Origin of the sequence: Rhizobium sp. YTU87027, from assembly GCF_050644135.1 — a bacterium.
Classification (GTDB): Bacteria; Pseudomonadota; Alphaproteobacteria; order Rhizobiales; family Rhizobiaceae; genus Rhizobium.
The window spans coordinates 861,146-878,415 of the sequence record NZ_CP098441.1; the positions used below are offsets into that span (position 1 = coordinate 861,146).

Below are 17,270 nucleotides of genomic sequence, written 5' to 3' on the forward strand. Positions count from 1 at the left end.
TCCGGCTTGCGTGCTTCGACAGCCCATTGTCATCTTACCGTTACTCATAATCCCCCCATAGCCCGCTTGCTCCTCAACAGCGGTCGCCGCAGCCTGCGATTCGAATACTAGATAGTTTCCACATACTATTTAGTCTTTGAATGAAAGGTAGTCTTTGAGTTTTCAGATGTCAAGCGCGCTATGGACGCAAAAGCGGGTGGTTTGTCCCCGCTGCGTGGCAGCCTCGATGATCGATAGAATGTTCCAAGGTTGAGTGCGCGTGGGACGACTGAAGTCAGAGCCGCCCGTTGCGCATACTGTGTAGCCGATGGTTCTGTCAGGCTTTTACCGGGACACCAGATTTGGTTGCCCGCGACGATCGGTACATGTCTCGTAAGACGACCCGGACCATGTCCCCAGGCGCGCCGTCCTTGAGGAAGCTCGAAATACCGCCATAAGTGAGCTCGAGAACGATACCGCCGATATAGAACGGGCTTGCAGGAGGCTGCATAACGAGATCCAATTTGTCGATGAGGATCTTGCCAATGCCCTCCCACTGATTACGGAAGAGCCCTATGTGACGATCTCCCAGTGTGTGATCGTGCTGTGCCATACGCAGCAGTTCGATCGCCAGCATGCCCCATCGCCGGTCATCTCCGCGGTTGTTCGCCCACGTCGCGAGAACGTCAATGAGCTCCATGGGATCATCACAGTTCCCTAGAAGTTCCGTCAGTTGAACCACGTCGCCACCGGCATTGCCGGCAAGGAGCTGGAGGAAGATGTCTTCCTTATTGGCAAAATTCGAATAGAACGCCCCCTTTGAATAGCCGGCTTCCTCGGCGATACGTTCAATCGAAGCCCCAGCATAACCGTACCGTGCCATGACTTCATAAGCGGACGCTAGAAGCTTCTCTTTCGTTCGAGCCTGACTTTGCTCACGTGTCAGCCGTGCCATTCGCAATTCCCGTTCTCGCGTATCCAGACACCGAGGCGTACCTCAAAATGCAGCGATCATACAAGAGCCGTTAGCAGACAAATGAGTGCCCAGAAGATTGGATACTCCGGCCCCATCTTCTGCCAGCGCCAATTCATGCCGTTGATCTTCACGACCGCGTAGCCTGCCCCGAGCAATACCAAAGCACCGAACACGGCTGCAACCCTGGGGTAGACAGAAAACGTCATGCCCGCTGCGGCGCACGCCTCCGCAACCATGGTAAGCCCGACGAAGAACCTGCCGGGCTTGAAACCCGCGGCTTCGAATGTTCCTCCGGCTTTCTCATAGTGCAGACCCTTGCCGATGAGATGTGGAATGAACCAGGCACCGCAGAGAATGCGGAGCCAGTCAACCAAAACGAAATCCATTTCTCCTCCTTGACGCCGGCCTCCGCCGGGTCGGCGAGGATAGTTGGCATTCCCCGCTTGCCTTTTCAGATACTAAACGGTATTCACAATCCAAATGGAATGTCAATGCGACGCAATCTTTGAGTTTGGGAGGAATACCGATGGAACTGATGCGTGCCGCGCGGCTTCATGCCGTGGGTCAGCCGATGAGCATCGATGAGGTCGAGAGGCCAACGGCCACCGGCAGCGACGTGATCGTCCGCGTGAAAGCCTGCGGAATGGTTCCAAATCTCGCGAACGTTCTGGCCAACTGGGAGACCTGGTATCCGCAGATGCCGCTGCCGCCGCGGCCGGCGATTCACGGCCTCGATCCGAGTGGCGTGGTCCACGAGGTCGGTCCCCAGGTCGTCAGCATCAAGCCCGGCGACAGGGTTTATGTGAATCCCGGACGTTTCTGCGGTGCGTGTCATCATTGTTCTTCAGGCAAGCCGCAGGCCTGCGAATATTGGACGCTTGGCGGTTACTTCGGCTACAATCAAAAAAGCATGGAAATGTTCGCCCGCTATCCCTACGGGGGATTCGGCGAATTCATGCTCGCGCCGCAGGCGCAGGTCATCAAGATCCCCGACAACATGACGTTCGTCCAGGGTTCCCGTATGGGTTATCTCGGAACCTCCTACGCCGCCCTCAAGAAATGCGGTCCGCTTATGGGCAAGACTTTGATCATCAACGGCGCCACCGGGACACTGGGCTTGGGTGCGACGCTGTTCGCGTTGGCGATGGGCGTTGCGAAGATCTACGCCGTGGCCAGGGGCGAGGGGCTTCTTGAACGGCTGAAAGCCATCGCGCCGGACCGCATCGTTACCTTCTCGAACGTGAAGGGATCCTCAGGAGCCTTCGTCAAGGCGCAGACCAATGGCAGCGGGGCGGACTTGATGCTCGATACGCTCGGCGCCAAGGCGCCGCTCGACTCCATGCTGGACGCCATGGGCGGCGTCAAACGGGGAGGCCGCATCGTCAACATCGGTGGCACGTCCGGGGCTTTGCCCGTCGACGTCAAATGGTGGATGGACGAGCAGATGGAATTGATCGGCTCGGTATGGTTCACGGCCGCAGAAGGCATGGAGATTGCGGCGATGGTCGAAGCGGGGATCATCGACATGTCGGTCATGTCGCCAATGGTGTGGCCTTTGGAGAGGATCAATGAAGCCATTTCCGGTGTCGGAAAGGACGAAGGCGGCTTCACCTACTACGCCGTCGAACTGTAGCGGAGTTCCACTTGGCCTATACCTACCGGATCACCGTCGAGCGGCTTGAGGGGGATGCCCCCTCGGCCGCCGACAAGGCCCTCGTCTTCGAAGCGACCAATCATGACGACCTTTTCAAGGTCCTATCGATGGTGCGCGAGAGACAGATGCTGCCCTTAGACGACGCGGCCGAGTTTACGATTGGACTGAAACTGTTCGCTGAAGTTCTCCTGAGGCATCGCTCGGATACGCCTTTCAAGGAGCTGTTTCCCCATATCGGCAGCTTCATGAAGTCACTGAAAGGCTGAATTTCATCCCCAGTGACTGTGGCGCGGCGGCGGGCGATAAAGGATTGCGACATGAAGACCATTTCGCTCGAGCGGTCCTATGGAGGGACGCAAGGCGTCTACGCCCACCATTCGAGCACCTGCGACTGCAATATGACCTTCGCCCTGTATTTGCCTCCGCAGGCGGATGAGCACCCGTGCCCGATCGTTTGGTATCTATCGGGGCTGACCTGCACGCACGCCAACGTCATGGAAAAAGGCGAATACAGGCGAGCGGCCGCCGCTCTCGGATTGATCCTCGTCTGTCCTGACACCAGTCCAAGGGGTGAAGGGGTGCCGGACGATCGCGACAATTGGCAGTTCGGCAGTGGAGCGGGGTTTTACCTTGACGCGACCTGCCCTCCATTCGACGCAAACTACCGCATGTACTCCTATATCTCTGAGGAGCTTCCACGTCTTATTGCGTCGGAATTCCCGGCGGATATGTCTCGGCAAGGCGTCTTTGGACATTCGATGGGCGGGCATGGCGCGATCACGCTCGCGCTGAAGCACCCTGACCGCTTTCGGAGCTGCTCTGCGTTTGCACCCATCTCGCGGCCCATGGCGGCGGGTTGGTCCCGTCCGGCATTCGAACGGTATCTCGGAACCGATGAAGAGGCCTGGAGACAATACGACAGTTGTGCGCTCATCGAAGATGGCTTCCGGTTTCCGGAACTTCTCGTTGATCAAGGACTGCCGATTTATTCCTGGAGGACGGTTTGCGTCCATCGGAACTCCAGAAGGCATGCGACCAGGCAGGCATTCGCCTGAGCCTGCGGATGCAGGAAGGCTATGGGCATTCCTACTACTTCATTTCGACGTTCATGGAAGATCATTTGAGGTGGCATGCGGAGCGGCTCAATCGCTAATCGGTCACCCGCCGTTCTGAGGGTCGGGCGTGGTGCCCGGCCAAATAGGAGGAAGAAGCAATGGCAAGTGTCGGCATACACCCCCATGTCGATGGGGGATTGAGGAAGGGCGGCGCTCCGTTCCCTGGAGGCACTCTCGTTTGCGAGTGCACCACGAATCCGGTTAAGGTGAAGATCAAGGGCGATATTGCCCACAATCATGCCTGCGGCTGTACCAAGTGCTGGAAGCCGGTGGGGGCAAATTTCTCCATCGTTGCGGTGTCACCCACGGAGGCCGTCGAGGTTGTTGAGAACGGCAATAAGCTCGCGGTCGTCGATGCAAATGCCCTGATCCAGCGACATGCCTGCAAGGAGTGCGGTGTCCATATGTATGGACCGGTGGAGCGGGATCATCCGTTCAAAGGCTTGTCCTTCATCCATCCCGAGCGTTTTGAGGAAGAAGGATGGGCGGAGCCCAGCTTTGCCGCGTTCGTGTCCTCGATCATCGAGGTCGGGTATGACCCCTCAAAGATGGGCGCAATCCGTGCGCGCCTCACCGAACTGGACCTTACACCTTACGACTGCCTCTCACCTGGCCTGATGGATTACATTGCCACTTGGACGGCAAAGAAGAGCGGTGTTCTACCGGCATAGACCCGAAAGAGCCGGGCGGCGGCCGCCCGGCTCAACACGAGTGCGACGGTGAAACCTTCTCACCGGCTCGTCGGAGAACGATCGTCGCTGCTGAGGAGGCGAGAAACTGGCGCAGGTTCGATAGGCGTGCGGGGGATCCTTCATTCCTACGGAAGCAACCCAATCCTCCTCGATTGTGATGGCGTCCTGGCCGGCGCCGGATCTTCCACGATCAACCCATAATATGTATGACGTATATGGACCCCGCCCGATTGCAAAGGTTGACCAAGATCAGGATCGACGGTCACAACTGACGTATATCCGGCTTCATAATGCGGCTTGATAAATCGTTGCCGCGAGCCCCGATGGATTTTCGCGCGCTTCCACCTCATCGGCCCCTAGACATTGGCCGAAGCCAAGCCGGTCCACACATCAGTTCAGCGCAGCGTTCCGCCGCTTGGAGTGCGGCTGCAGCACTATGCCGCCTGCGCAAGCAGTAAGTCATAACCAGCCAAGGGGAGTACATCTTAGCCACGGCAGACGCTGCAGCCCGTCATGAGTAGAGGTATAGCACGCATCCCCAGAATGCCACGCCCGCCATGCGACGAGCGTTGTTTACTCGAGCCTCTGTCCGTTTTGATTACATCGGCATGTAGCCACCGATCCAGAGCCAAAGCCCGGCAAACAGCATCGAGAGGATGGTGACTGGCACGCCCGTTTTGGCATGATCGCGAAACGTCAGTTGCACGCCTTGGACGGCAGCTCGCTCGGCGACTATAAGGTTTGCAAGGCTGCCGACGAGGAACAGGTTGCCGGCAAGTGTTGAAAGCATGGCAAGCCCAACTAAATTTCCTTCCGGAATCCCATGCCAGACTTTCAGAATCATCACGACGGCAGGAACGTTGCCGATCGTGTTGCTGAGAAGCAGAGAAATTGGCACCAGGGATGAGACGCGGTCCGGCAACAGGTTGTAGGTTGTCAAGGTCTGTACCGCCTGTTCCGGAAACCCTGTTCGGGCGAATGCGTCGTTTATCACGAAAAGGGCCGCAAATAGGATAAGCAGCGGCACGTCGATCTCATCAAGGAGCTGTCTGGTCGGCAGCGTTCGACTGACGATCAGGCAGGCGGCCACCAGAAGCGCTGAGATCTCCCGCGGGATCGGGGTCGCAAACAGAATGAGCAATACGGCGATTGCCCCGCCGCAAATTCCTACCTGGAACCGATCGAAGCGGATTATCTCGATTGCAGCGTCCGCCGCAGGTGCGCCGAGGCTGATGCGCCAAATGTAGGCCACGCATGCGTAGCAGATGATTAGAGCCGCAAGCGACGGGATGGCCGCGTCGGTGAAATAACCCCAAAAGCTAAGGTCACCCGCCTGCCCGATGAGGATGTTTTGAGGATTGCCGATCAAGGTCGCGGCCGAGCCGGCATTGCTCGCCGCGGCAAGGCCGAACAGAAATGGGCGAGGATCGAGCTTGCGCGCGGCGAGTCCGGAGCAGAGCAGCGGGGTCATTGCGAAGACAACGATGTCGTTGACGAGGAAGGCGGAAAGGATGCCGCCGATGGCTATTGTAAGGGCAAGCAGGCGGCGCGGGCGCCCGGCCTGAGTGGCGATCCACATGGCGAGCGCGTCGTAAAACCCACTGGCGCCGACCCTTGCGGATACGATCATCAATCCCCCGAGCAGCAGCAGCGTCGGGAAGTCAATGGCTTCGTCCATGCCATTGCTTGGAACCGCGCCGACGGCGACCAGCACAACGGCGACGGTCAGCGCAATGCCGGCTCGGTCGATGCGAAGGCCAGGCACGCGCCCGAGCGCCATTCCAACATAAGTAAGCCCGAAAAGAACAAGGACGAAATCGGTCATTGCAGGACTGGCTCCGAGGAAGGAGGCGAATCGTCATCGCGCAACTACCACAACAGCGGTTGCATGAGACTTGCCGACGCCTGTTAGTTCGAGAATTTTTACAGGGTGTGCGAGGCTCCATAGCATGTTTTGAACTTTAGCATTGAAATGTAACCACGTTTGTTTGCTATGAAGCCACTGACATGGCTACTTGTGACCTACTAGGCTTCCCCTTGAGCGGACCGTAAAGCGGCGGCACTCTGGCGCAAGCTTAACAGACCGGCAGTCGCCGGCATGATTGGCGTGGCAGCCTGTGTGTTTGGCGCGTGCCTTGCGGCATTGCCCGCGCTTGCACAGGAAGTCGAGCCGCCTGCTCGATGGGCCAAGCTTGCCGGTTCGCATACCGGAGCGGTCGGAACATGCTCTGTCGATGAGCCGACCGACAACGAGGCTTGTTGCATGGTGCGTTGCGACGCCGGTCTTATTTTCAAGATTGGCGATGCGACGGTTGGTGAGATGCTCTTTTTTGCCGAAGGTCTGGCAGCCGGCGGTGGCATCTGCATGCCAGGCAGAAGAGGCTGCATGGTTTGCCAGCTGCAGCCCTATATGTTCATCCCATCTGCCGGCCTAGTCCTGATTGGCAACCACCGGCAATGTGCCTTCGTCCGGAACATGGGCCTCGGTCTGCCTGGCTGCTGACACGAGGCGTCGCTGTGCGCGGATTGCGTGCCATTGTTGGTCGATGAGGACGCCAATGAGGATCACACCACCCATGACAGCGAAATTTAGCGACGAGGGGATGCCAAGCAGATTGACGAGGTTCTGCAACTCCTGGAGCAGGACCGTTCCGAGCACGACGCCAACGATCGAACCCTCGCCGCCGCGGAGCGAAAAGCCGCCGAGTACGGCAGCGGCAATCGCGTAGAGTTCATAGAACTGGCCATGGCTGGCCGGCGAGATCGAGCGTGTATACATGGCGAAATAGATCGCCGAAAGCGCCGTAAGCAGTCCGCAGATGACATAGGCCGACATCACCATCCGGCCGGTACGGATACCGGAATAGCGCGCCGCCTCCTCGTTCTTGCCGATCGCGTAGAGATAACGCCCGAAGATGGAGCGATGCAGTAACACCCACATGACCACGGAAATGATGACGAGCGCAATGAAGGTGTTGGGAACGCCATAGAATCGTCCGGCCGTCAGAAATTCAAGGTCTGGGAAAGTCTGACCGAATGCAAACCCCGCCGTTCCGTCGGCCGTATAGAAGCGCGCCGCCCCCCGATAGATAAGGAGGCCGCAGAGGGTGACGACGAAGGGCTGCAGGTTCAGTCGGGTGATCAGCAAGCCGTGAATGGCACCTATGGCCGCGCCGAGCACGAGAATGAGCGGCAGCGCCAGCATCCATGACATGTGCTGGACCGCGACGAAATCGACAAACAGCACGCCAAGAAGGGCTACGAGCGAACCAACGGAAAGTTCGATACCGCCCGTAATGATGACGTAGGCCTGGCCGATCGACAGGATGCCGAACAGGCCGATCAGGTTGGCGGTATTCGCCAGGTTGATTGGCAGCAGGAAGCGCGGATTGATGATGGCGACGACGATACCGACGACGACGATCAGAAGCAGCAGTCCAAGATCTTTTTTGACCATTCGAGATCCATTCCCGAGACCTGATTATATTGCCGCAGCTGCTATTTTACGCTTTTGCCGACAGCAAGCAAAAGGACGCTTTCCTGACTGAACTCGTCCTCATCGAGAATGCCGGCGATCTGGCCCTCATGCATGACGGCAATGCGGTCAGAAACGCCGATCACCTCCTCCATGTCGCTGGAGATCATCAGGATCGCAACTCCGGCATCGGCGAGCGCCCGCATAAGGCCGTAGATCTCGTTCTTCGCGCCGATATCGATACCGCGCGTCGGCTCGTCGAAAATCATCACCTTCGGGCTCATCGACAGCCATTTGGCAAGCACAACTTTCTGCTGGTTACCGCCCGACAGAGTGCCGGTGCGGGCTGAAACGGAGGGGGCCTTGATGCCGAGGCGAACGCGCTGCTTTTCGGCCGCCGCCATCTCCCGCTCGGCGGAAAGCATGAAGCGGCTGGCGAGCGTGGGGAGGTCGGCAAGGGTTATGTTCTGGGCGATCGGGAAATCAAGAAGTATGCCGTTACGCTTGCGATCCTCCGGGACCAGGAAAATGCCGCGAGCAACGGCGTCCCGCGCGGAACGAAGCACGATTTCCTGTCGGTCCTGCACAATAGCTCCGCCGTAACTGCGGTCTATGCCGAAGAGTACCCTTGCGAGCTCGGTGCGGCCCGACCCGACGAGTCCCGCAAGCCCGAGGATTTCTCCATACCGTATTTCAAGATCAACGGGGCGGCCGGGATAGGCCGCGGTGCGCACGCCACGTGCTTTCAGCGCAACTGAGCCCGGCGAGCGCTGCGGCTTTGCGGTACGGGCCGCAAGCTCCCGGCCGATCATCAGCTTGACCATCTGATCGTGACGGATGTCCTTCTTGGCGAGCGTGCCGACAAGCGCACCGTCGCGCAGTACGACGACCCGGTCACCGACGCGTTCAACCTCGTGGAGGCGATGCGAGATGAAAATGACACTGATGCCATCGGCCTTCAGCAACTTGATGATGCTGAGCAGCCGCTCGGTTTCCGCCAACGGAAGGCTGGACGTTGGTTCGTCGAAGATTACCAGCCTTGCGTTGATGGATAGCGCCTTGGCAATTTCCACCATCTGCTGCTCGGCAAGCGAGAGTGACGCCACAGGTGTGTCGGCGGAAAAATGCGCGCCCACGCGCTTCAGAAGCGGCTTCGCCATGTCTCTTAGTCGATCGCGATCGACGAGCCGAAAAGGTCCCGCCTTCAGTGGTTCCCGCCCCAGGAAGATATTGGCGGCGACGTCGAGATTCTCAAAGAGATTGAGTTCCTGATGCACGAAGGCGATGCCGGACGAAATGCTCGATTCCACGGTGAGGAAACGATGCTCTGTCCCGTCGAGCAGGATCGTGCCCCGATCGGGGGCAATCACGCCGCCGAGAATCTTCATCAGCGTCGATTTTCCGGCCCCGTTTTCACCGACAAGGCCGATGACCTCGCCCGGCACGATGTCCATTGACAGACCCTCGAGCGCAACGACGCCTGGATAGGTCTTGCCAACTCCGGAAAGCGAAAGGAACGGCGTTGAGGGCACGTCCGGTGAAGGGATGTCGCAGTTGTGATTCATCGCCCGGCCATGACTGCTCGTAAGTGTCGACGTGATCGGCGGCAACGGCGAGGGCCGCTGCCGCGAAGGCGGGTTATTTTCCAGCCATGGCCTTCAGGTTGGCAGCATACTTGTCAACGTCATCCTTGCCGATGATTACCGTGGGGATAATGATCAAGCCGTTGGCGGGAACGCCGGACTTGTCCCCCTTGAGGTAGGCTGCCATCAGTTTCATTCCCTGATAGGCCCATTCGAACGGCTGCTGTACGACGGTCGCGGCGATCGTGCCTTCCTTGACGCCACCGAGCGTAATCGGGTCGTCATCAAAACCGACGACGGTGATCTGGCCGAGCTTGCCTGCGTCGCGCAGCGCCTCATAGATGCGCGGCGTGTTGTATGAATAGAAGCCTACCATGCAGGTCAGATCGGGGCTGGCTACCAGCGCATCCTCAACGTTCTTCTTGGCACGGGTCTGGTCGATGTCGTCCCCGCGAACATCCACAAGCTCGATCTTGGTCCCCTTGAGCCCTTCCTTCATGCCTTCGATGCGTTCGCGAGCGTTATCGGCACCCAGCAAACCGACGAAGCCCATGCACTTGCCGCCGTCCGGCATCGCCTTCTTGGCGATTTCGGCGGCCTGCTTGCCGGCATCGATGTTCGAAGAACCGATGTAGGCGACGCGGTTGGTCTTCGGCGCGTCGCTGTCTGTGGTGAAGAGAGCCGTCTGCGAGCCGATCTTGTTCAGGCCGTCCGTCTGGGTCTTGGGATCGACGGCGGAAACCATAATCCCCTTGACGCCGGCGCTGACGAGATCTTCCATGAGGCGCTGCTGAATGGCGACGGCCGCCTGCTCAGGATACTTCAGCTCCATGGTGTAGTCCGGCATTTCGCCCTGCGCCTTCTTCACCCCCGCCTCGGCGGCTTTCCAGAAGTCGGACGCTCCGTTGACGACGAATGCGAGCGTCGGCTTGTCGGCAGCGTGGGATGCAGCCACAGGTGCCACACTCAGCATCAACCCGGCGAAGAACAGGGCTGCATTTTTACGTTTCATTTGTTTCATAATACACCTCCCGAAGGCCGCAATTGCGAGGGCCCGTTCGCGGCTTGCGGCCGGCCAAATGCGCCCCCAAGGGCCCGTCGCGAGGCGACGTCTGGCACGGCTGCCGATCGCCCTTCGACGGTATACAAGAATCTTAATTAGTAAATAGTAATATTAGTGGGAAGCCGCAGGAGCAAGCTTGCTGGCCCGGCCAGCAGGTCGAGTTGAGAGCGGGGCTGTGGCGGATTGCGGCCTAGCCGGTTCCCGCCTTGCTGGCAAGGCTTCAAGTTCGGCATTGCCGTCTGTCAAAACCCCATGGCTCTGGCGACAATCCAGGTTGGAACCCCGGCCGTCACGGCTGATGCCAAAAGTACCGAGACTATCTTGATGGCATAAGCCCGAGCCTCATCCCGTTCGTATCTCATCGACCTGACCTCCCACCCCTGTTTTCGAATTGAACTACTGGCGTGAGGGACGAGTCGAGTAACGATTCTTCAACGTCGTTAACAGTGGGCGCAAGCGGGCTTCATGATCACACCCAATATCGCGCGAAATCGCCGAGCAGATCACCCAGCAGCCCGTGGAGCGTCAGCAAGGCGAAACGCTCTCGACCAGCCTTTCGGCATGCTTGGCAACAAGAGCCTTTGCGTCGAAGCGAGGATCACTTTTCGCAGAGCCGGCGTGGTGGAACCTGGCGAGGGGCCGGATACCGAAGCAAAGGTCTCGACCGCATGTCGGTGCCGCGGCCAACAATCGCTAAGCGAAGGCTTCGCGATACAGCGCGATACTTGGTTCAATGCTGCTTGACCTGTTCAATCGCTTGCCTGTTGACGTTTGTTGCTCGCCGACGCTGCATCGCGCAGATCATTTGAGCGAGATTGCTCCCGGCGAAACTTGCGAGGCCTCGAAACCTCGGTTTGAAACGCATATCCAAGCGCAAATGCAACCGTAATTTTATTCACGTCCTGAAGTGTGCCACCAACTACTGACCGATCGGGCGGCAATCACATTCCTTCACTCGGAAGAAGACAGTTGATTAACGACGTGACTGGTACCTCACTTTGCGCTTAACGCCTGGTTTGGCGGTTTAGCGCAAAGTGGAACAGAAGCCGCTGTTTGCGGTCGTCATCCGATCCCTTTTGGCTCAGTCTAGGCAAATGATCTCGATTTTTGTGGATCACCAGCGCTTCGGCAACGGTGCGTCCGAGACATGACCCCAAGGAGCCCATTTGTCTGAAACCGGCCCCCTTTCACAGCCTCGACCTCTCTTTGGCCTCTTCTCGTCGTTGCGTGTCGGCGCTCTGGGACTTGGCGTGACCAGCTGCCTCGTCAACGTCCTGGCGCTCACCGGTTCGTTCTTCATGCTGCAGGTCTATGATCGGGTCATTCCGAGCCGCAGCCTGCCGACGCTTGTCGGTTTGATCGTCATCGTTGTGGCCCTCTTTGCCTTCCAGTGGCTGCTTGATCTGACGCGATCCCTGCTTTTGGGACAGATCGGACGGGCAGTCGACGAGCGGTTCTCAGGGCGCGCCTTTCTCTCGGTCGCGCTGTCAGCATCGCGCAAGCCGTCACAGGGAGATGGTCTGCAGACGATCCGCGATGTCGATACCGTTCGGGGATTTCTGTCCGGTCCGGGTCCGGGAGCGTTGTTCGATCTGCCGTGGATGCCGTTCTATCTTGGCCTCTGCTTGCTGTTTCATCACTGGATTGGCGCCACGGCCGCAGCTGGCGCCTTGATCCTGACGGGCCTGGCGCTGCTTGCCGAGCTCAAGTCGCGCCAACCGACGAGGGAGACGGTCACGATCCTGGCTGAGCGAATGGCATTTGCCGAAACTGCAAGGCGCAATTCCGAAGCGGTGGTCGGAATGGGCTTTGCTACAGCGCTTTCGACACGTTGGGCTGAGGTCAACCTGCGCCACCTCGACAGTCACTTGCGCACTGCCGCTGTCGTCAACTCGCTTTCAACGCTGTCGCGCTCCGCGCGCATGTTGCTGCAGTCGGCCGTGCTGGCGGTGGGCGCCATACTGGTCATTCGCCAGGAAGCAACCGGCGGCATCATGATTGCAAGTTCCATTCTCGTGAGCCGCGCGCTCGCCCCGATCGAGCTTGCCATCGCACATTGGCGAGGTTTTGCTGCTGCGCGTCAGGCCTGGTCCAGGCTCGAGCGCGAGGTCCACCTCTCTGAGGAGAGGCCGCGTGACGTCGCGCTGCCCGCACCTCGGCAATCGCTGACAGTGGAGAACCTTCACCTTGGAGCTCCAGGCTCGAAAATCCCGATCATTCGCGGCGTGTCGTTCGAGGTCAAAGCGGGTGAAGCCGTTGGCATCATCGGTGCGAGTGCATCGGGCAAGTCTTCGCTGGCGCGCGGTGTCGTCGGGCTATGGTCGGCCTTTGGCGGCGATATCAGGCTGGACAAAGCGTCGCTTTCGCAATGGACGCCGGCAGCCCTCGGGCGCCACATCGGTTATCTGCCACAGGACGTATCGTTGTTCGAGGGGACGATCGCCGACAACATCGCCCGCTTTGATCCACAAGCGTCTTCGCAGTTGGTCATTGCAGCTGCCCGGGCAGCAGGCGTCTATGACATGATCGTCGGCTTTTCCGATGGTTTCGACACACTGATCGGCGCGCAGGGCGCGGCGCTATCGGCCGGCCAGCGGCAGCGTATCGGGTTGGCAAGGGCACTCTATGGCGATCCGTTCCTCGTCGTGCTCGACGAACCGAATTCCAATCTCGATGTTCAAGGTGAGCTGGCACTCGCACAGGCGATCGAAAGTGTTCGCTCGCGTCAAGGGGTGGTGTTGATCATCGCCCACCGGCCGAGCGCACTTTCTGTCGTCGACAAGGTGCTGGTTCTCGAGGGTGGTCGCGCCAAAGCATTCGGTCCAAAGGGCGATGTTCTCAAGACGGGACCAAAGCCAGTGGCCGCCACTGGTTCCTTCGTCCGACTGTTGCGCGCGGGCGAGGGGGCGTCGTCATGATCAGAGCTGCCGCAACATCGACCGAAAAGGCGATCCGCCGCCTCACTCTGCTTGCCGTTGCCACCGGGATCCTCCTTGTCGGCGTGCTTGGCGGACTTGCCTCGGCGATCCGCATCAACGGCGCGGTAATTGCACAGGGCACGCTGGTCGTCGACAGCTACGTCAAGCCGGTGAAGCATCAGAAGGGTGGCACGGTTGGGCAGGTCTTCGTCAGCAATGGTGATCGCGTCAGGGCTGGCCAGATCCTCGTCCATCTCGACGACACCCAGGCGAAGGCGAATCTGGCGATCATATCGCGGCGGATAAGGGAGCTCGCGGCGCGATCCGCAAGGCTTTCGGCAGAGCGCGACGGCCGTGATGCCATCCTGTTTCCGGCTGTGGTAAGCGCCACCGATGCGACGCAGGCTGCAGCCCTCGTGAGTGCCGAGCAGCGGCTGTTTAATGACCGTCGCGCATCGCTGAGGGGAAAGACGGCGCAACTGCGCGAGCGGGTTCACCAGCTTGATGAGCAGGCAGAAGGCCTGACAGCCCAGCAGGAGGGCAAGCGCCGCGCGATCGCCATCATCAACAAGGAACTTGCAAGTCTGGAGCCGCTGCTTCGAGAGGGCGTCATCCCGGCGACACGGGTCTATTCGCTGCAACGCGATGCGGCCGATTTGACCGGAGAGCTTGGCAGTCTCGTTGCCTCCACGGCCGAAATCAAGGGAAAGATCGCCGAAACGGAGCTGCAGATCATCCAGGTAGGTGACGATAACAGCAGCGAGGTGTCCGAGCAGCTCAGACAGGCCGAGGGCGACAGTGGCGAATATCAGGAACGGCGCGTTGCGATGGAGGACGAGTTGCGGCACGTCGACATCAGGGCACCGCAGGACGGGATCGTCCATCAGCTCGCCGTCCATGCATCGGGCGCAGTGGTCGCGCCCGCTGAAGCCATTATGCAGATCGTCCCCGATCATGACTTGCTCACACCCGAACTGAAGCTGTCGCCGCAGGACGTCGACCAGGTCGCCGTCGGCAAGCAAGTCAGCCTGCGGTTTACCGCCTTCAGCTATCGGACCACGCCCGAACTGCAGGGGCGCGTTGCATCCATCTCCGCTGACCTGACGACGGACACACGTTCCGGTCAATCCTACTACACGCTTCGCGTGGCGGTGCCTAAGAGCGAATGGCAAAGACTTGGCGCGCTGGCGCCGGTTGCCGGAATGCCGGTCGAAGCCTTCATCGAGACGGGCGAGCGCACCGCGCTCGGCTATCTCGCAAAGCCGTTCACGGACCAGTTGGCCCGTGCATTTCGGGAGGAGTAGCGACAGCCACAGGAGGAGGAAGACCTCGAGACGCATCAAAACCTGAAGGAGTTGATAATGGCAAAGTCAATACAAAACGCCGTCGGCCAGCCGCTGTTTTACAGTGGCGCCTCAACCGCATGGTTCTCCGCGACCGGTTCAGGCCCCGTGCTCAACGGCACGTCGGGTAACGATTCCATATGGGGTGACAGTTCTGTCAACGTGACGATGCACGGAGGAACAGGCGATGACATCTACTATCTCTATTCCAGCATCAACCGTGCGGTCGAAGAACCCGGCGCAGGGGTCGATACGATCAACACCTGGATGAGCTATACCTTGCCTGAGAATTTCGAGAACCTGACCGTGACAGGCAACGGGCGCTATGCTTTCGGTAACGCGCTGGACAACATCATCTCCGGAGCTTCGGGAAGCCAGACGATCGACGGCGGCGCCGGCAACGACGTGCTGATCGGCGGAGGCGGGGCGGATACCTTCATCGTCACGAGGGGCCACGGGAGCGATCTCATCGTCGATTTCAGCAGTGACGATACCGTGCGGCTGAACAGCTACGGGTTTTCGTCGTTTGAACAGGTTCTGGCTCATACCACTCAAGAGGGCGCCAATTTGCGGCTGGATCTCGGTGGTGGCGAGAACCTCGTTTTCGCCAATACCCAGGCATCGGATCTGCATGCCAGCCAATTTCAATTGACGCTCGACCGTTCCAATCTGGCGCTGACCTTCGACGACGAGTTCAATAGCCTGTCCTTGCGCAGCGGCGATCAAGGGACATGGGATGCGAAATTCTGGTGGGCGCCGGAACGCGGCAGCTCATTGACGGGCAATGGCGAGCTTCAGTGGTACATCAATCCGTCCTACGCGCCGACCGCAGCGGCAAATCCGTTCTCGGTCAGCAACGGCGTACTGACGATCTCGGCAGAGCCGGCCTCGCAGGCGATCCAATCGCAGATCGACGGCTATGACTACACATCCGGTCTTTTGAACACACATTCATCCTTTGCCCAGACCTATGGCTACTTCGAAATTCGCGCCGATATGCCGACCGAGCAGGGTGTCTGGCCGGCTTTCTGGCTCCTCCCGGAGGATGGGTCCTGGCCGCCAGAACTTGATGTCGTCGAGATGCGCGGACAGGACCCGAACACCGTCAATGTCACGGTCCACAGCGACCACAGCGGCGCGCATACGATGACGTCCTTTCCTGTCAAGGTGGCGAGCACGGAAGGGTTCCACAACTATGGTGTCCTCTGGGACGAGGATCACATCACCTGGTACTTCGACGATGTCGCCGTTGCGCAAACGGACACGCCAGCGGACATGCACGATCCCATGTACATGCTGGTCAACCTCGCTGTCGGCGGGTCTGCGGGAACGCCGTCGAACGGCCTGGTGAACGGTTCGGAAATGCACATCGACTACATCAGGGCCTATGCGCTTGCTGACAGTCCGGTGCAGGCGACCGCCGAGGCCGGTGCAGGCACTGATTGGCATATTTGATGGACCGTTCCCGGCCGTCTGATCACGATCAGGCAAGTTGACTGGGACCGTTCGAGCGCGGCGGTCTGTCAGGTCGCGTCGACAACGCTTTGATATCGCGTTCGCCGATCACGCAGGCGTTCGCGATATCGCTCCTGGCTTGCCGACAGATGAGCGCGCATGGCATCGCGCGCACCCGTAGCGTCGCCTGCAGAAATTGCGTTCAATATTGCGAGATGCTCTCTCTGCAATCCGGCCTGATAGCCAAACGAGAGTACATCGTCGGTGGCGTGGGGCGAATTGACGTCGCACGGAATGGTTCGCTCGCCGAGCGCGTCGAGAACCTCGACGTAGAAAGGATTGTTGGTCGCCTCGGCAATCGACCGGTGGAAGGCGAAGTCAGCCTGGCCCGTCGGCTTGCCAAGCTGAAGGAGGCGATCGAATTCGAAAAAGCTCTCCTGGATCTGCGCTTCCTGCGACGCATTTCTGCGGGCTGCAGCCAGCGCCGCACTTTCAGCCTCAAGCGCGATGCGAACTTCCAGCACGTTTAACGCGTGCGATATGTTGCTTGATCTGTCCGGCCTCAAGATTGGGCCTAACGGCTGATGGCCGACCACGAAGATGCCGGCACCCTGTCTGGTCTCCAGCAATCCATCGGCCACAAGCGCGGCGATTGCTTCGCGAATGACGGTTCTGCTGACATCGAAAGTCAAGGCAAGCTGGCTTTCTGTCGGCAACTTCTGGCCAAGGGCGATCTGGCCCGAGAGAAAATCCTGGCGAAGCGAACCGGCAATTCGCTCGGAAAGCTTCTGTCTTCGGGATGGACTAAAGTCGACCGGAGGGGGTGCGGTGTTCAAGGGCGTCGTCATGTTCGTGAATGATGCCGCAGTATACCCCGATCGACCGATCAAGACAACTTCTCCGAAAGTCATCATACAAAAATTGTCACATAAAAGGCCTGTCGCGAAAATATAAAATATAATCAATAGGTACGCATCGATGGGGTGCCAATCTCGTTTCGGATGCAGTTTGAGCGAT

General features: G+C 59.1%; 13 protein-coding genes and 1 pseudogene. 7 read left to right on the forward strand and 7 right to left on the reverse strand.

Annotation, left to right across the window (positions count from 1 at the left end; genetic code table 11):
- Positions 1 to 316 precede the first annotated feature (316 nt).
- Positions 317 to 934: a TetR/AcrR family transcriptional regulator gene (locus tag NBG89_RS22840; protein ID WP_431324366.1), complete on the reverse strand. Its 618-nt coding sequence runs from the start codon at positions 932 to 934 to the stop codon at positions 317 to 319.
- 56 nt (positions 935 to 990) lie between these two features.
- Positions 991 to 1,341: a DoxX family protein gene (locus NBG89_RS22845; protein ID WP_431324367.1), complete on the reverse strand. Its 351-nt coding sequence runs from the start codon at positions 1,339 to 1,341 to the stop codon at positions 991 to 993.
- Between the two features lie 140 nt (positions 1,342 to 1,481).
- Here NBG89_RS22845 and NBG89_RS22850 point away from each other — a divergent pair, with 140 nt between their 5' ends.
- The 4 genes and pseudogenes from NBG89_RS22850 (at position 1,482) to gfa (ending at position 4,395) form a co-directional block, all read left to right on the forward strand.
- Positions 1,482 to 2,588, forward strand: coding sequence for an alcohol dehydrogenase catalytic domain-containing protein (locus tag NBG89_RS22850; protein WP_431324368.1), 1,107 nt, complete (start codon positions 1,482 to 1,484; stop codon positions 2,586 to 2,588).
- A gap of 11 nt (positions 2,589 to 2,599) precedes the next feature.
- The gene (locus NBG89_RS22855; protein WP_431324369.1) at positions 2,600 to 2,875 is read left to right on the forward strand and encodes a DUF3861 domain-containing protein; all 276 of its coding nucleotides are present in this window, start codon (positions 2,600 to 2,602) and stop codon (positions 2,873 to 2,875) included.
- A 51-nt stretch (positions 2,876 to 2,926) separates the two neighbouring features.
- Positions 2,927 to 3,762: pseudogene (gene fghA / locus NBG89_RS22860) on the forward strand (S-formylglutathione hydrolase).
- Between the two features lie 60 nt (positions 3,763 to 3,822).
- Positions 3,823 to 4,395, forward strand: a complete 573-nt coding sequence (gene gfa / locus NBG89_RS22865) for an S-(hydroxymethyl)glutathione synthase (RefSeq protein WP_431324370.1) — start codon at positions 3,823 to 3,825, stop codon at positions 4,393 to 4,395.
- Between the two features lie 619 nt (positions 4,396 to 5,014).
- Here the strand turns inward: gfa and NBG89_RS22870 are convergent.
- From NBG89_RS22870 to NBG89_RS22885, 4 genes are all read right to left on the reverse strand, one after another.
- The gene (locus NBG89_RS22870) at positions 5,015 to 6,241 is read right to left on the reverse strand and encodes an SLC13 family permease (RefSeq protein ID WP_431324371.1); all 1,227 of its coding nucleotides are present in this window, start codon (positions 6,239 to 6,241) and stop codon (positions 5,015 to 5,017) included.
- Between the two features lie 606 nt (positions 6,242 to 6,847).
- Positions 6,848 to 7,873 (reverse strand): ABC transporter permease, encoded by a 1,026-nt coding sequence (locus NBG89_RS22875; RefSeq protein WP_431324372.1) that lies wholly within the window; start codon positions 7,871 to 7,873, stop codon positions 6,848 to 6,850.
- A gap of 41 nt (positions 7,874 to 7,914) precedes the next feature.
- Positions 7,915 to 9,456 (reverse strand): sugar ABC transporter ATP-binding protein, encoded by a 1,542-nt coding sequence (locus NBG89_RS22880; RefSeq protein WP_431324373.1) that lies wholly within the window; start codon positions 9,454 to 9,456, stop codon positions 7,915 to 7,917.
- A 73-nt stretch (positions 9,457 to 9,529) separates the two neighbouring features.
- On the reverse strand, positions 9,530 to 10,495 hold the full coding sequence (locus NBG89_RS22885) for a sugar-binding protein (protein WP_431324374.1): 966 nt from the start codon (positions 10,493 to 10,495) through the stop codon (positions 9,530 to 9,532).
- A gap of 1,208 nt (positions 10,496 to 11,703) precedes the next feature.
- Here NBG89_RS22885 and NBG89_RS22890 point away from each other — a divergent pair.
- The 3 genes from NBG89_RS22890 to NBG89_RS22900 are packed head-to-tail and all read left to right on the forward strand — an operon-like array spanning position 11,704 to position 16,253.
- Positions 11,704 to 13,455, forward strand: a complete 1,752-nt coding sequence (locus NBG89_RS22890; protein WP_431324375.1) for a type I secretion system permease/ATPase — start codon at positions 11,704 to 11,706, stop codon at positions 13,453 to 13,455.
- Positions 13,452 to 14,759 carry an HlyD family type I secretion periplasmic adaptor subunit gene (locus tag NBG89_RS22895; RefSeq protein ID WP_431324376.1) on the forward strand — a complete coding sequence of 436 codons (1,308 nt, stop codon included), beginning with the start codon at positions 13,452 to 13,454 and terminating at the stop codon, positions 14,757 to 14,759. Before NBG89_RS22890 ends, NBG89_RS22895 begins: the two co-directional genes overlap by 4 nt.
- Before the next feature lie 57 nt (positions 14,760 to 14,816).
- The gene (locus tag NBG89_RS22900) at positions 14,817 to 16,253 is read left to right on the forward strand and encodes a family 16 glycosylhydrolase (protein ID WP_431324377.1); all 1,437 of its coding nucleotides are present in this window, start codon (positions 14,817 to 14,819) and stop codon (positions 16,251 to 16,253) included.
- A 68-nt stretch (positions 16,254 to 16,321) separates the two neighbouring features.
- Here NBG89_RS22900 and NBG89_RS22905 read toward each other — a convergent pair whose 3' ends face one another.
- A complete protein-coding gene (locus tag NBG89_RS22905) occupies positions 16,322 to 17,101 on the reverse strand; it encodes a FadR/GntR family transcriptional regulator (protein ID WP_431324378.1) in 780 nt (259 codons plus the stop codon).
- Between the last annotated feature and the right edge of the window lie 169 nt (positions 17,102 to 17,270).

Bases quoted from the DNA above. Each gene is read 5' to 3' on its own strand.
- NBG89_RS22900 (WP_431324377.1), top strand. From the start codon at position 14,817: ATGGCAAAGTCAATACAAAACGCCGTCGGCCAGCCGCTGTTTTACAGT.
- NBG89_RS22905 (WP_431324378.1), bottom strand. From the start codon at position 17,101: ATGACGACGCCCTTGAACACCGCACCCCCTCCGGTCGACTTTAGTCCA.
- NBG89_RS22840 (WP_431324366.1), bottom strand. From the start codon at position 934: ATGGCACGGCTGACACGTGAGCAAAGTCAGGCTCGAACGAAAGAGAAG.
- NBG89_RS22880 (WP_431324373.1), bottom strand. From the start codon at position 9,456: ATGAATCACAACTGCGACATCCCTTCACCGGACGTGCCCTCAACGCCG.
- NBG89_RS22875 (WP_431324372.1), bottom strand. From the start codon at position 7,873: ATGGTCAAAAAAGATCTTGGACTGCTGCTTCTGATCGTCGTCGTCGGT.
- NBG89_RS22885 (WP_431324374.1), bottom strand. From the start codon at position 10,495: ATGAAACAAATGAAACGTAAAAATGCAGCCCTGTTCTTCGCCGGGTTG.
- NBG89_RS22850 (WP_431324368.1), top strand. From the start codon at position 1,482: ATGGAACTGATGCGTGCCGCGCGGCTTCATGCCGTGGGTCAGCCGATG.
- gfa (WP_431324370.1), top strand. From the start codon at position 3,823: ATGGCAAGTGTCGGCATACACCCCCATGTCGATGGGGGATTGAGGAAG.
- NBG89_RS22895 (WP_431324376.1), top strand. From the start codon at position 13,452: ATGATCAGAGCTGCCGCAACATCGACCGAAAAGGCGATCCGCCGCCTC.
- NBG89_RS22845 (WP_431324367.1), bottom strand. From the start codon at position 1,341: ATGGATTTCGTTTTGGTTGACTGGCTCCGCATTCTCTGCGGTGCCTGG.
- NBG89_RS22870 (WP_431324371.1), bottom strand. From the start codon at position 6,241: ATGACCGATTTCGTCCTTGTTCTTTTCGGGCTTACTTATGTTGGAATG.